Origin of the sequence: Herbiconiux flava (genome assembly GCF_013409865.1) — a bacterium.
Classification (GTDB): domain Bacteria; phylum Actinomycetota; class Actinomycetes; order Actinomycetales; family Microbacteriaceae; genus Herbiconiux; species Herbiconiux flava.
In genome coordinates, this window is record NZ_JACCBM010000001.1 from 2961497 (window position 1) to 2975376 (window position 13880).

The window sequence follows — 13880 nt, forward strand, 5'->3', positions numbered from 1 at the left end:
CCAGCACTCGTCCGTCACGCGTCGCCGCCGAGGGCGGCCAGACGGCTCTCCTCGTCGGCGGTGATGGCGGACTGGATGATCGGCTCGAGAGCGCCGTCCATCACCTGGTCGAGGTTGTACGCCTTGTATCCGGTGCGGTGGTCGGCGATGCGGTTCTCGGGGAAGTTGTAGGTGCGGATGCGCTCCGAGCGGTCGACCGTGCGGATCTGACTGCGGCGCGCGGCGCTGGCCTCGGCGTCGAGCTCCTCCTGCTGCTTGGCGAGGATGCGGGCGCGCAGCACGCGCATGCCGGCCTCGCGGTTCTGCAGCTGGCTCTTCTCGTTCTGCATCGAGACCACGATGCCCGTGGGCAGGTGGGTGATGCGCACGGCGGAGTCGGTGGTGTTCACCGACTGGCCGCCGGGGCCGGAGGAGCGGAAGACGTCGATCTTGAGGTCGTTCGGGCTGATCTCGACCTCTTCGGGCTCGTCGACCTCGGGGAAGACGAGCACGCCCGCGGCGGAGGTGTGGATGCGCCCCTGCGACTCGGTCGCCGGAACGCGCTGCACGCGATGCACGCCGCCCTCGTACTTCAGGTGCGCCCAGACACCCTCGGCGGGGTCGGTCGAGCGGCCCTTGACGGCGACCTGCACGTCCTTGTAGCCACCGAGATCGCTCTCGGTGCGCTCGAGGAGCTCGGTCTTCCAGCCCTTCGACTCGGCGTAGTGCAGATACATGCGCAGCAGATCGGCCACGAAGAGCATGCTCTCCGCGCCGCCCTCGCCGGCCTTGATCTCCATGATCACGTCGCGGGCGTCGTCGGGGTCGCGCGGGATGAGGAGACGCCGCAGGCGCTCCTCGTTCTCGGCGGCCGTCGCCTCGAGCGCCGGCACCTCGTCGGCGAACGCCTGGTCTTCCGAAGCCAGCTCGCGGGCCGCCTCGAGGTCGTCGACGCTCTGCTGCCAGGCCGTGTGCGCGGCCACGATGCGGCTGAGCTCGGCGTAGCGGCGGTTGACGCGCTTGGAGCGCGCCGCATCGCCGTGCAGCTCGGGATCGCTCAGCTGGCGCTGCAGGTCGTCGTGCTCGGCCTGCAGCGTGGCCACCGACTCGAACATCACTCGCCCTTGTGGGCGCCGAAGCCGTTGCTGTGGTTCGACGCGCTGTGGTTGCCGTGACCCTGCGCGGGGGCGGGCATCGACTTCTGCACCTGCATCAGGAACTCCACGTTCGAGGAGGTCTCCTTGAGGCGGCCGAGCACGATCTCCAGCGCCTGCTGGGGGTCGACCCCGGCGAGGGCGCGACGCAGCTTCCAGGTGATCTTGGTCTCGTCGGCGCCCATCAGGAGCTCCTCGCGACGGGTGCTCGACGCGTTCACGTCGACCGCCGGGAAGATGCGCTTGTCGGCGAGCTGACGCGAGAGGCGCAGCTCGGAGTTGCCGGTGCCCTTGAACTCCTCGAAGATCACCTCGTCCATCTTCGAGCCGGTCTCGACCAGCGCGGTGGCGAGGATGGTCAGCGAACCGCCGTTCTCGATGTTGCGCGCGGCTCCGAAGAAGCGCTTCGGCGGGTAGAGCGCCGAGGCGTCGACACCGCCCGAGAGGATGCGGCCCGAGGCCGGCGACGCCAGGTTGTACGCCCGGCCGAGGCGGGTGATCGAGTCGAGCAGCACGACGACGTCGTGACCGAGCTCCACCAGGCGCTTGGCGCGCTCGATGGCGAGCTCGGCGACCGTCGTGTGGTCTTCGGCCGGACGGTCGAAGGTCGAGGCGATGACCTCGCCCTTGACGGTGCGCTGCATGTCGGTGACCTCTTCGGGCCGCTCGTCGACCAGCACGACCATGAGGTGCACCTCGGGGTTGTTGGTCGAGATCGCGTTGGCGATCTGCTGCAGCACGATGGTCTTGCCGGCCTTGGGCGGCGCGACGATGAGGCCGCGCTGGCCCTTGCCGATCGGGGCGACCAGGTCGATGATGCGCTGGGTCAGCTTGCCGGGCTCGGTCTCCAGGCGCAGGCGCTCCTGGGGGTAGAGCGGGGTCAGCTTGCCGAACTCGACGCGGTTCTGCGCCTCGTCGACGGGCAGGCCGTTGATCGACTCGATGCGCACGATCGCGTTGTACTTCTGGCGGCCGTTCGAGTCGCCCTCGCGGGGCTGACGGATCGAGCCGACGACGGCGTCGCCCTTGCGCAGGTTGTACTTCTTGACCTGGCCGAGCGAGACGTAGACGTCGCTGTTGCCGGGCAGGTAGCCGCTCGTGCGCACGAAGGCGTAGTTGTCCAGGATGTCCAGGATGCCCGCCACGGGGATGAGCACGTCGTCCTCGGAGATCTCGGGCTCGACGTCGTCGCCGCCGGTCTGGCCGCGGCGCTTGCGGTCGCGGTAGCGGTTGCGGGCGCCCCGCTCGCTGCGGTCGCCCTGCTCGCCGTTGCGGCGCTCGTCGAACTGCTCCTGCTGGCGGGCCTCGCTGGGCTCGCCCTGGCTGCGCTCGGAGCGGTCGGTGCGGTCGGAGCGATCGTTGCGGTCGGCGCCGCGGTCGTTCTGGCGGTCACCGCGATCGGTGCGGTCGTTGGCGCGCTCGTTCTGGGCGCGGTCCTTCTGCTGCTGACCGTTCTGGCGGTCGGCGCGGTCGTTGCCGCGATCGTTCTGGCGCTCGCCACGGTCGTTCTGGCGGTCGTCGCGATCGTTCTGGCGGTCGTTCTGCGCGGCCTGGCCGTTCTGCGCAGCCTGAGCGTTCTGTGCACCCTGAGCGTTCTGGCCGTTCTGCTGCTGACCGTTCTGGGCAGTGCCGTCGGCGGTCTCGGCGGCATTGCCACCGCGTCCACGGCGGTTGCGACCACGGCCGCGACCCTCACGAGGTGCCTGCTCGCTCTGGTCGGCCTGCTCGGCGGCGGGATCGGTGGTGACGCCCTCGGCCGCAGCCTCGGTGCTCGCGTCGCCGGCGGGGAGAATGGGCGCTTCAGCGCTCTCGTGGTTGGCGTGACCGCCGGCGCTCACCCGCTCGGTGGTGACCCGGCGCGAGCGGCGCTTGGGCGAGACCGGGCCCTCGGGGAGCTCGATCACGATCGGCTCCTTGGGGGCCGATCCGGTGGAAGGAGCCGCACGGAGCAGCTCGTCGGGGATGATCGGACCGGCCAGGTCGGCGACCGGCGCCTCGGCCGGTGCCTCAGCGGATGCGGCGGGCGCCTCGGCGACAGGTGCTTCGGCGGCGGGCACCTCCGCAGCAGGCGCAGCGGCCTCGGCAGTCGGTGCCTCGGCGGCAGCGGCCTCGGGAGCCTCGGCAGCGGGTGCCTCGGAGGAGAGCGCATCGACGGGCAGGTCGAGCGTGGCCGCGGTGGCAGCGGGCAGGTCGTCGCCCTGCTGCACACGGCGGATGGCCTCGACGAGCTCGCCCTTGCGGAGCTTCGAGGCGCCGGCCATGCCGAGCTGCGCGGCGATGGCCTGCAGTTCGGAGACCTTGAGCGTCGAGAGCTCGGGGGTGGTGTTGACGTCAGTCACGGAGATGGTGTCCTTCCCCTGCCGGCATCAGAGGCGAGGCAGAGAACTGCTGCGGAAGGGGGACGCAGACAGCTGCGAGGAATCACACTGCAGATGCGGTGGGATGCAACACGAGCCGGATACGTCTCTGCACGCGGCAGGAAATGAGTTGAGGAAATGCGACCAGGGATGGTGATCAGATGCACAAGACATCAGATGCGCAGATATTCAGATCTGCGAAAACTGAGGCTAGTTCTGATTCTCCGGGTGCACGACCACTGTAGCACCTTTGAAGTCCACGGCCAGAACGAGCGATTCCCAGGGTGTCGCAGCCTTCGCGGCCACCAGATCGGCGGCGGCCTGACGCTGTCCGGGGTCGCTGCAGAGCACCAGGATGCTCGGCCCGGCACCCGAGACGACGGCCGGGAAGCCCTCCGCCCGCAGCGCCCGGATGAGCCGGTCGGTCTCGGGCATGGCGCTGGCCCGGTAGCTCTGGTGCAGCTTGTCCTCCGTGGCCGCGAGCAGCAGCTCGGGGCTCTGGATGAGGGCGGCGATCAAGAGCGTGGAGCGCGAGACGTTGAAGATGGCGTCGGCGTGCGGCACCGATTCCGGCTGGAGGCTCCGGGCCAGCGCCGTCGACATGGTCTCGTGCGGCACGAGCACGAGCGGCGAGACGCCGCGGTGCACGATCAGCTTCTTCGACTGCGGGCCCTCGGGCGTGACCCACGCGATCGTGAGGCCGCCGAAGAGGGCCGGAGCTACGTTGTCGGGGTGGCCCTCGAGCTCGGTCGCGAGCGCGAGCAGCCCGAGCGAGTCGATCTCGACGATGCCCTCGAGCAGGCCCTTGGCCGCCATGATGCCCGAGACGATGGCCGCACCGGAGGAGCCGAGACCCCGGCCGTGCGGGATGACGTTGTGCGCCTCGAGGTGGAGGTTCGGCATCTCCTGGCCGAGCGCCGCGAAGGTGTGGGCGATGGCGCGCACCACGAGATTCGACTCGTCGGTGGGCACCTCCCCCGCGCCGACACCGTGCACGTCGACGAAGACACCGGGCTCGGAGCGCACGGTGACCGTGAGCTCGTCGTACAGCGCGAGCGCGAGCCCGAGCGTGTCGAAGCCGGGGCCGAGGTTCGCGGTGGTCGCCGGAACCCGCACCGTGACCGAGGTGCCCACCCGGGGACCGGCCGAGACGGCCGCGCTCGCCGGGCCGCCTTCCGCAGCCGCGCTCACAGTGCCGCCTTCTGCAGCCGCGCTCACAGGGCCGCCTTCTGCAGCCCGAGCACGCCGGCCACCTCGGCGGCGTCGACGGGGACGATGGTCGGGGTGACCTCGCCGCCGTCGGCGGTGCGGAGCGCCCACTGCGGGTCCTTCAGGCCGTGGCCCGTGACCGTGATGACGACGGTCGCGCCGGCGGGGATGACCCCGGCCTCGGAACGCTCCAGCAGACCGGCCACACCGATCGCGGAGGCGGGCTCGACGAAGACGCCGACCTCGGCCGAGAGCAGTCGGTGCGCCGCGAGGATGTGCTCGTCGCTGATCGCGCCGAAGTAGCCGTCGGTGGCCTCGCGGGCCGCGATCGCGAGCTCCCACGACGCCGGGTTGCCGATGCGGATGGCGCTGGCGATGGTGTCGGGGTTGCGCACGATCTCGCCGAGCACGATGGGCGCGCTGCCCGAGGCCTGGAAGCCGAACATGCGGGGCAGCTTCGTGGTGACGCCCCGCTCGAGCTCCTCGGTGTAGCCGCGGGAGTACGCGGTGTAGTTGCCCGCGTTGCCGACCGGCAGCAGGTGGAAGTCGGGCGCATCCTGCAGCACCTCGACGACCTCGTAGGCGGCGGTCTTCTGACCGGCGATGCGGTCGGGGTTCACCGAGTTGACGAGGTGCACCGGGTAGTTCGTGGCCAGCTCGCGGGCGAGGTCGAGGCAGTCGTCGAAGTTGCCCTGCACCTGGATGAGCTGCGCGTTGTGCGCGATGGCCTGGCTCAGCTTGCCGAGCGCGATCTTGCCCTCGGGCACCAGCACGGCCGCCGTGATGCCGGCGTGGGTGGCGTAGGCGGCCGCCGAGGCGGAGGTGTTGCCGGTGGAGGCGCAGATGACGGCCTTCGCACCGTGCTCGACGGCCTTGGAGATGGCCATCGTCATGCCGCGGTCTTTGAAGGACCCGGTGGGGTTCATGCCCTCGTACTTGATGTAGACCTTCGCGCCGGTGCGGGCGGACAGTGCCGGGGCCGGGATGAGAGGAGTGCCACCCTCGCCGAGCGTGACGACGGGCGTCGCGTCGGTGATGTCGAGGCGGTCGGCGTATTCGCGCAGGACCCCGCGCCACTGGCGTGACTCGATGCCGCGTGACTCGATGCCGTGGGAGGGGATGCGGGCGGTGGTGTCGGCCACTAGGGCGTGTCTCCTTCAACTCGTAGCACTGACTCGACCCGAACGACGGCGTCGTGGGCCGAGACAGCGGCCACCGTGGCCGCGAGTGCGGCCTCCGTGGCTTCGTGCGTGATGATCACAAGGGTAGCGGTGAGCGGCTGATCGCCCGACCGGCCCGCCGCGGCACTCGCGACGGTCTGCTGCAGTGCCTCGACCGAGACACCGTGCTCGCTGAACAGTCCGGCGATCTGGGCGAGCACGCCGGGCTTGTCGGTGACGACGAGCGTCAGCTGGTAGCGGGTGGTGACCGAGCCGATGCCGAACACCGGCAGGTTCGCGTGCACCGACTCCCCCACGCCCGGGCCTCCGGCGACGTGCCGGCGCGCGGCCGAGACGAGGTCGCCGAGCACGGCCGAGGCGGTCTCGGTGCCGCCGGCACCCGCGCCGTAGAACATCAGGTCGCCCGCGGCCTCGGCCTGCACGAAGACGGCGTTCTTGGCGTCATGCACGGCGGCGAGCGGATGACGCCGGCTGATCAGAGCCGGATGCACGCGCGCGACGACGCCCTCGACACCGGTCTCCGGGTCGGTCAGCCGCTCGCAGATCGCGAGCAGCTTGACCACGAAGCCGGCCTTCTCGGCCGCCTCGACCTGCGCGGCCGTGACCGTGGTCATGCCCTCGCGGTGCACGGCCTCGACCGGCACCGCGGTGTGGAAGGCGAGGCTGGCGAGGATCGCCGCCTTCTGCGCGGCGTCGTAGCCCTCGACGTCGGCGGTGGGGTCGGCCTCGGCGTAGCCGAGCTCGGTGGCCACGGCCAGGGCGTTCTCGAAGCTGTCGCCCTGCACGTCCATGCGGTCGAGGATGAAGTTCGTCGTGCCGTTCACGATGCCCATCACGCGCTTCACCCGGTCGCCGGCGAGCGAGTCGCGCAGGGGGCGGATGATCGGGATGGCGCCGCCCGCAGCGGCCTCGTAGTAGAGCTGGGCGCCCACCTGCTCGGCGGCGGCAAAGAGCTCCGGCCCGTGGGTCGCGAGCAGAGCCTTGTTGCCCGTGACGACGTCGGCGCCGGAGTTGATCGCGGCGAGGATGTACTGCTTGGCCGGCTCTATGCCGCCCATCAGCTCGATCACGACGTCGGCCGACTGGATCAGCGTCAGCGCGTCGGTGGTGAGCAGCTCGCGCGGGATGTCGACGTCGCGCTTCGCGTCGACGTCGCGCACGGCGACTCCCACGAGCTCGAGGCCGGCGCCCACGCGGGCGGCTAGCTCGTCGCCGTGCTCCAGGAGCAGGCGGGCGACCTGCGAGCCGACCGAGCCGGCGCCGAGCAGGGCGATGCGGAGATTGCGGTATTCGATCATCGGTCGGCTCCGTCGTCGGCAGGTGAAGTGGGGGCGCTGTAGCCGGCGTCGCGCGCCAGCAGGTCGTGCTCGGTCTCCCGGCGCACGAGCAGCCGGGCCTCGCCGTCGGCCACGGCCACGACGGCCGGCCGGGTGAGGTAGTTGTAGTTGCTCGCGAGCGAGAAGCAGTAGGCGCCGGTCGCGGGCACCGCGACGAGGTCGCCCGGGCGCACGTCGCCCGGGAGGTAGTCGGCGTTCACGACGATGTCGCCGCTCTCGCAGTGCTTGCCCGCGATGCGCACGAGGGCGGGCTGCGCATCCGTCACCCGGCTCGCCAGGCGCACCGAGTAGTCGGCCCCGTAGAGCGCAGTGCGCGCGTTGTCGCTCATGCCGCCGTCGACGCTGACGTAGCGGCGGACGGCCTCGGTGGCGGGGGCGGCGTGCTCCCCCGGCACGGTGACGAGCACGTCCTTGATCGTGCCGACCTCGTAGAGGGTGACGCCGGCCGGGCCGACGATCGAGCGGCCGGGCTCGAACGCGAGCGCGGGCACGGGGATGCCGAGGCGCGCGCACTCGCGGGCGACCGAGCCGACGATGGCGTGGGCGAGCTCGGCGACCGGGGTGGGGTCGTCGGCCGAGGTGTAGGCGATGCCGAAGCCGCCGCCGAGGTTGAGGCCGGGCACCTCTCCGCCCTTGAGCAGCTCGGCGTGCACCTCGAGCAGGCGGGCCGCCGACTCGGCGAAGCCGTCGGAGCCGAAGATCTGAGAGCCGATGTGGCAGTGCAGGCCGAGGAAGCGCAGCGAGTCGTACGAGCGGATGGCCGAGGCGTACTCGACGGCCTGGTCGAGCCGCACGCCGAACTTCTGGTCTTCGTGGGCGGTGGCGAGGAAGTCGTGGGTGTGCGCGTGCACGCCGCTGTTCACCCGCAGGCGCACGGCCTGCACGCGGCCAAGCCGGGCGGCCGCCTCGGCGACGCGCTCGATCTCGATCGCGCTGTCGATGACGACCACGCCGATGCCGGCGCCGACCGCCCGGTCGATCTCGGCGACGGACTTGTTGTTGCCGTGCAGGCCGAGGCGCGCGGGGTCGGCGCCGGCCGCGAGGGCGACGGCGAGCTCGCCGCCGGAGCAGACGTCGATCCAGAGACCGTCCTCGGCCATCCAGCGGGCGACGTCGATCGTGAGCAGCGCCTTGGCGGCGTAGTAGACGGTGGCGGTGGTGCCGATCGCGGCGGCCTCGGCGGCGAAGGCGTCGCGGATGCTCCGGGCGCGGGCACGGGCATCCGCTTCGTCGATGACGTAGAGCGGGGTACCGAAGCGCTCGGCCAGGGCGGAGGCGGAGACGCCGGCGACGGTGATCTCACCGGAGGCGCCACGGGCGGCGTTCTGCGGCCAGACCGCGGCGTCGAGCGCGTTCGCGTCGTCGGGGTGCTGCAGCCAGGCGGGGGCGATGGGGCTGACGGTCATGGGCTGATCCCTAGTGCTGGAGGAAGCGGCGTGCTGGAGGGAGCGGCGCCGGCCTCGGGCAGGCTGGGGGCCAGAGGGGACGGCGTCGATCCGGGCGGCGGGCGCGGTGCGGCCCAGGGGGCGAGCGGACCTGGCTTGGTCCCTGAAGCCGTCGCGCGAGGCGTGAACACCCGCGCGTGCCCCCGATTCTAGCGGGTGTCCGGGGTGCCGCGGCGTCCGTGACGAACTGCGGCCGGGGTACGGAGGCGCTGCCGGGCGGCAGACGTCAGGAACAGGTGCCGAGCGTGCGGAGACTTTGCTCGTCGACCACGAAGTCCCGGGCCGAGGCCGTCGCTGTCGCTCCCCCGTCGGCGACGTCGAGCGAGTCGACCGTCACCCCCTGCGGGAGGTACGACGCGACGCAGACCGTGATCGGCTGCCCGGCCACGCCCTCGAGCAGGCCGCCGAGGTCGAGCGAGTTGCCGCCCTGGGTGAGCTCGGCGTCCTGCGGGGTGATCACGACGTCGGTTCCGGATGCGCTGACCTGCCCGGTCACGCGGTAGCCGACGCTCAGCCCCAGAACCTCCACACTGCCCTCGTACGAGACGTCGCCGTCGCCGAGCGCGAGCTGCGCGTCGCCGGGAAGCGTGACGACCGCGTCGACCGCGGACTGGTCGAGCGAGATCGAGGCACGGATGTCCTCGACGGGCTTCGTCAGGTCGGTGGGTACGCCGGTCGCGACGACGTGGGCGGCGATCGGGATGCCGCTGACCGTGAGGGCCGGGGCGTCGAGCGTGACCTCGCCGAGCCGGCCGGCCGCCACCTGGGCGAGGAAGGAGAAGCCGGCGATGGACACGTCGACGTCGCCGTCGACGTTCTCGGGCAGCTGCTCCTCGATCTGGGTCGCCGCCTCGCCTTCGGCGTAGGCGCGGAAGGCGATGTCGGCGACGACGAGCGCCACAGCGAGCAGCACGAGCACCGCGACGAGCACCCAGGGCCAGCGGCGGTGGCGGCGGGGGGCGGGCGCGGTCTCGGCGGGCAGCGTCTCGGTCGTCATGAGTTCATACTGCCCGGTCGACCCGATGCGCGCCTGCCCAATGCTCCGGGCACCGGCGCCGTACCACTACATGCGGTCGGGCGCCGAGACGCCGAGCAGCTCGAGGCCGTTGCGGATGACCTGGCCCGTCGCGTCGTTCAGCCAGAGGCGCGTGCCGTGGATCGGCGCGAGCTCCTCGTCGCCGAACGGCAGCACCCGGCAGGCGTCGTACCAACGGTGGTAGTAGCCCGCGAGCTCCTCGAGGTAGCGCGCCACGCGGTGCGGCTCCCGCAGTTCGGCCGCGTGCGCCACCACCCGGGGGAACTCCTGCAGCGCGCCGAGCAGCGCCGTCTCGGTGGGGTGCACGAGCAGCGCCGGCTCGAAGTCGGCGCGGGTGACCCCGGCGTCGGCCGCGTTGCGGGCGACCGAGCGGGTGCGGGCGTGCGCGTACTGCACGTAGAAGACGGGGTTGTCGTTGGTGCGCGAGCGCAGCTTCTCGCCGTCGAGCGACAGCGGGGAGTCGGCCGGGTAGCGGCCGAGCCAGTAGCGCAGCGCGTCGGCGCCGAGCCAGTCGAGCAGGTCGTCGAGCTCGATGATGTTGCCCGCGCGCTTGGAGAGCTTCGCACCGTTGAGGTTGACCAGCTGACCGATCAGCGCCGTGAGCGTGTCGGGGTCGTCGCCGGCGGCGGCCGCGAGGGCCTTCAGACGCCCCACGTAGCCGTGGTGGTCGGCGCCGAGCAGGTAGATCTTCTCGCCGAAGCCCCGGTCCTTCTTGCTGAGGTAGTAGGCCGCGTCCGCCGCGAAGTAGGTGACCACGCCGTTGCCGCGGGTGAGCACCCGATCCTTGTCGTCGCCGAAGTCGGTGGTGCGCACCCAGACGGCGTCGTCGGCCTCGAAGACGTGACCCTGGGCCCGGAGGCGTGCCTCGGCGTCGTCGATCGCGGTGAGGCCGGTCTGCGCATCCGGAGCATGCAGCGTGCGCTCGGAGAAGAACACGTCGAAATGCACGTGGAAGTTCGCCAGCGACTGCTTGATCTCGGCCAGCTGGTACTCGTAGGCGAGGTCGCGGGCGATGGCCAGCGCCTCGTCGTCGGGCTTGTCGAGGAGGTCGGGCACGGCGGCCAGCACGCGCTGCGCGAGGCTCTGGATGTAGGGGCCGGGGTAGCCCTTCTCGGGCGTCGGCAGGCCCTTGGCTGCGGCGAGCACCGAGAGGCCGAAGGTGTCCATCTGGCTGCCGGCGTCGTTGATGTAGTACTCGGTCGTGACCTCGGCACCGGATGCGCGGAGCACGCGCGCGATCGAGTCGCCGAGAGCGGCCCAGCGGGTGTGGCCGATGTGCAACGGGCCGGTGGGGTTCGCCGAGACGAACTCCATGTTGATGGTGTGCCCGGCGAGCACGGCGTTGTGACCGAACGACTCGCCCGCCTCGACGACGGTGCGGGCGATCTCGCCCGCGGCGGCCGCATCGAGGGTGATGTTGATGAAGCCGGGGCCGGCGACGTCGACGGCCGAGACGCCGTCGATGCGCTGGATCAGCGGGGCGAGCTCGAGGGCGAAGTCGCGCGGGTTCGTGCCGAGGCGCTTGGCCAGCTTCATCGCGATGTTCGAGGCCCAGTCGCCGTGGTCGCGGTTGCGAGGACGCTCCACCGTGGTGTCGGACTCGGTGATCGACACGTCGGGCACACCGGCCAGGCGGTCGCTCACGATGGCGAACAGAGCGGCGGAGAGGGCTTCAGGAGTCACGGCGTACGATCCTACCGTTCGGGGCGGTCGAGGGCTGTGTCAGCCGAGCTGCACCAGGCGGTCGATGTCGTCGTTCGGCAGCACGTCGACGACGGCCGAGACCTCGAGGCGATCGAGCCGGAGGTAGCCGCCGTGGTTCGTCAGGAACGCGGTGTCGCTCGCGTCGCGTCCGGTGGCGATGCGCAGCAGCGAGTCGCGGGGCGCCAGCGTGGTCGCGTCGACCACCTGCCACTCGCCGTCGATGTGCGCCTCGGCGACCGCGTGGAAGTCCATCGGGTAGAGGCCCGGGGCGTAGACCGACGCGAGGCGGGCCGGCACGTCGAGCGCGCGCAGCAGCGCGATCACGAGGTGCGCGTAGTCGCGGCAGACGCCCTGGCGCAGGAGCAGGGTCTGCACCGCGCCGTCGGTGGGAGCGCTGGAGCCGGGCACGTAGCTGAGCTCCTCCCCCACCCACGAGCTCACCGCGGTCAGCAGGTCGCGGCCGGCGAGACCGCGGAACTCGGCCTGCGCTGTCGGGAGCAGGGTGTCGCTCTCGCAGTAGCGGCTGGGCCGGAGATAGCGGATGAGGTCGACCGTCTCGGTCGGCGCCGGCACCGTGCGGCCCTCGGCGGTGGCCTCGTAGCGGGCCGAGAAGCGGCCGGGCTGCACATCGAACACGTGCAGTCGGGTGCCGTGCTGGTCGAGCACCGTCTCGAAGTCGACGGGCTCGCCGTCGAGGCAGTACTCGATCACCTCGCGGGAGAGCTCGGCGCCCTCGGCAGCGGCGATCGAGAACACGACGGTGGTGGCGCGATCGATGGTGGCGTCGATCGCGGCGGTGACGGAGCGCTGCATGCGTCGTTCCTCTCGGGTCGGGGAGGTGTGGCGGTGGCGGTACCGGTGTGGCGTGTGGCGGACGTGACGGCTGTTGCCTGCTAATCTGTTCAGGCACCCCGGGCCCCCATAGCTCAGGGGATAGAGCGTCTGCCTCCGGAGCAGAAGGCCGTAGGTTCAAATCCTACTGGGGGCACAGATCTCCTCGAGGAACAAGAAGTCCGCCTGCAGCCTGGCTGCGGCGGACTTCTCGCTTTCCCGGCCCTCGTCTATACGAGGCGTCTAGACGAGGCGCACGAAGTAGTAGCTGCCCCAGAGACCGGTCGCGTGGGTGACGTAGCGGCCCCAGTCGGGCGAGTGGATGACTCCGCCGCTGCCGTCGTAGATGCCGATGTGCGCGCCGGGCCAGACCACGAGGTCGCCGGCCTGGGCGTCCTGCGCCGAGACCCGCACGCCCATGGCGGCCTGGTTGCTCACCATGCGCGGCAGCGAGATGCCGAACTGACCGTAGACGTACTGGGTCAGGCCGTCGCAGCCGAAGGAGTCGTTGGGGTTCGCGCCCCAGCCGTAGGGCACCACGCCGACGAACTGCTCGGCGTACGCCACGACGGCGGCGCCGCTGTACGACTGCGCGGGCGGGCTGACGACGATGCCGCCGCCACCGCCACCGCCGGAACCGCCAGAGCCGCCGCCGCTGGAGGAGCCGCCACCACCGCCGGACGACGAGCCGCCCTCGTCGGAGCCGCCACCGCTGCCGCCACCCGAGCCACCGGCGTTCTGCGCGGCCTCCTCGGCCGCCTGCTGTGCCGCCGCCTCGGACGCCGCCGCTGCGGCCGCCGCCTGCTCCTCGGCGATGCGCCGCTGACGCTCGGCCTCCACGCCGGCCGTGTACTGGGCCTCGGTGACGTCGGCCGCGTTCTTCAGCACGGTCACCTGCACGGTCAGTTCGGCCTGGTGGGCCTCCTGCTCGAGCAGCGCCGACTGCACGGCCTTCTGCGCGTCGATCGCGGACTGCAGCGAGACCTTCGCCACGTCGGCGAGCTTCTGCAGCTCGGCCTCCGCGACCTCGGCCTGGTCGGTCAGTGCCGTGGCCGTGTTCTGGTCCTGCTTGGCCGCCGTGAAGACCTCCTGCGAGGTCTCGGAGAGCTTGGACATGGTGCCGAGCTGGTAGAGCAGGTCGTCGCTGCCCGAGCCGGAGACCATCAGCTGCGAGGTGAGGTCGTTACCGGCGCTCCGGGCGAACTGGGCGGCGAGGCCGGCGGCGCGCTTCTTCGACGCCTCGGCGTCGGCGGCGGCCTGCTCGGCCTGGGCTTTCAGCGACTCGGCGGCGCGGGTCTTGTCGGCCAGCGCATCCTGAGCGGCCTTGTCGGCGGCCCAGGCCTCGTCGGCAGCGGCCTTGGCCTGGTCGACCTGCGTCTGCAGGCCGGTGATCAGGCCCTCGAGCTCGGCGACCTTGCTCTGCGTGGCGCTCTGGCTGGCACGCGCGGCGACGACGTCGTTCCACGACGGGTAGTCGGTGGCGGCGGCCGGCGACGCGATGAACAGGCTCGCGGCGAGGGCGGCAGCGGTCGCGAGGGCCGCGACGGCAGGCGCCCGGCGGCGACGGGCAGGCGTGGGGTCGAGCGGCATGGGAGGACCTCTGATGATCGGGTGACGCGTCGACTCGAGTAACTCCAGTCACACACG

10 protein-coding genes and 1 tRNA gene are annotated in these 13880 nt (G+C 71.5%); 1 reads left to right on the plus strand and 10 read right to left on the minus strand.

What is annotated here, in order from left to right; translation table 11 throughout:
• Positions 1-14: 14 nt before the first annotated feature.
• The 9 genes from prfA to BJ984_RS14230 all read right to left on the minus strand — a co-directional run bounded on the left by prfA (position 15) and on the right by BJ984_RS14230 (position 12215).
• A complete protein-coding gene (prfA, locus tag BJ984_RS14190) occupies positions 15-1094 on the minus strand; it encodes a peptide chain release factor 1 (RefSeq protein ID WP_179548553.1) in 1080 nt (359 codons plus the stop codon).
• Positions 1094-3472, minus strand: coding sequence for a transcription termination factor Rho (rho, locus tag BJ984_RS14195; RefSeq protein ID WP_179548554.1), 2379 nt, complete (start codon positions 3470-3472; stop codon positions 1094-1096). The genes prfA and rho overlap by 1 nt, the downstream gene beginning before the upstream one ends.
• Before the next feature lie 228 nt (positions 3473-3700).
• A complete protein-coding gene (thrB, locus tag BJ984_RS14200; protein ID WP_373877440.1) occupies positions 3701-4681 on the minus strand; it encodes a homoserine kinase in 981 nt (326 codons plus the stop codon).
• Positions 4682-4704: 23 nt separating this feature from the next.
• A complete protein-coding gene (thrC, locus tag BJ984_RS14205; RefSeq protein ID WP_173181710.1) occupies positions 4705-5790 on the minus strand; it encodes a threonine synthase in 1086 nt (361 codons plus the stop codon).
• 50 nt (positions 5791-5840) lie between these two features.
• Positions 5841-7178, minus strand: a complete 1338-nt coding sequence (locus tag BJ984_RS14210) for a homoserine dehydrogenase (protein ID WP_173181212.1) — start codon at positions 7176-7178, stop codon at positions 5841-5843.
• Entirely contained in the window at positions 7175-8623 is a 1449-nt protein-coding gene (lysA, locus tag BJ984_RS14215) for a diaminopimelate decarboxylase (RefSeq protein ID WP_179548555.1), read from the minus strand. Before lysA ends, BJ984_RS14210 begins: the two co-directional genes overlap by 4 nt.
• Before the next feature lie 265 nt (positions 8624-8888).
• On the minus strand, positions 8889-9659 hold the full coding sequence (locus tag BJ984_RS14220; protein ID WP_179548556.1) for an LmeA family phospholipid-binding protein: 771 nt from the start codon (positions 9657-9659) through the stop codon (positions 8889-8891).
• A gap of 66 nt (positions 9660-9725) precedes the next feature.
• The gene (locus BJ984_RS14225; protein ID WP_179548557.1) at positions 9726-11381 is read right to left on the minus strand and encodes an arginine--tRNA ligase; all 1656 of its coding nucleotides are present in this window, start codon (positions 11379-11381) and stop codon (positions 9726-9728) included.
• Between the two features lie 39 nt (positions 11382-11420).
• Entirely contained in the window at positions 11421-12215 is a 795-nt protein-coding gene (locus BJ984_RS14230; protein WP_179548558.1) for a transglutaminase-like domain-containing protein, read from the minus strand.
• Positions 12216-12317: 102 nt separating this feature from the next.
• Here BJ984_RS14230 and BJ984_RS14235 point away from each other — a divergent pair.
• A tRNA-Arg gene (locus BJ984_RS14235) sits at positions 12318-12390 on the plus strand.
• A gap of 86 nt (positions 12391-12476) precedes the next feature.
• Here the strand turns inward: BJ984_RS14235 and BJ984_RS14240 are convergent.
• Positions 12477-13823: a C40 family peptidase gene (locus BJ984_RS14240; protein WP_179548559.1), complete on the minus strand. Its 1347-nt coding sequence runs from the start codon at positions 13821-13823 to the stop codon at positions 12477-12479.
• Positions 13824-13880 lie beyond the last annotated feature (57 nt).

Coding starts and splice junctions, on each gene's coding strand:
- prfA (WP_179548553.1), bottom strand. CDS start 1,094: ATGTTCGAGTCGGTGGCCACGCTGCAGGCCGAGCACGACGACCTGCAG.
- BJ984_RS14220 (WP_179548556.1), bottom strand. CDS start 9,659: ATGACGACCGAGACGCTGCCCGCCGAGACCGCGCCCGCCCCCCGCCGC.
- lysA (WP_179548555.1), bottom strand. CDS start 8,623: ATGACCGTCAGCCCCATCGCCCCCGCCTGGCTGCAGCACCCCGACGAC.
- BJ984_RS14240 (WP_179548559.1), bottom strand. CDS start 13,823: ATGCCGCTCGACCCCACGCCTGCCCGTCGCCGCCGGGCGCCTGCCGTC.
- BJ984_RS14230 (WP_179548558.1), bottom strand. CDS start 12,215: ATGCAGCGCTCCGTCACCGCCGCGATCGACGCCACCATCGATCGCGCC.
- BJ984_RS14210 (WP_173181212.1), bottom strand. CDS start 7,178: ATGATCGAATACCGCAATCTCCGCATCGCCCTGCTCGGCGCCGGCTCG.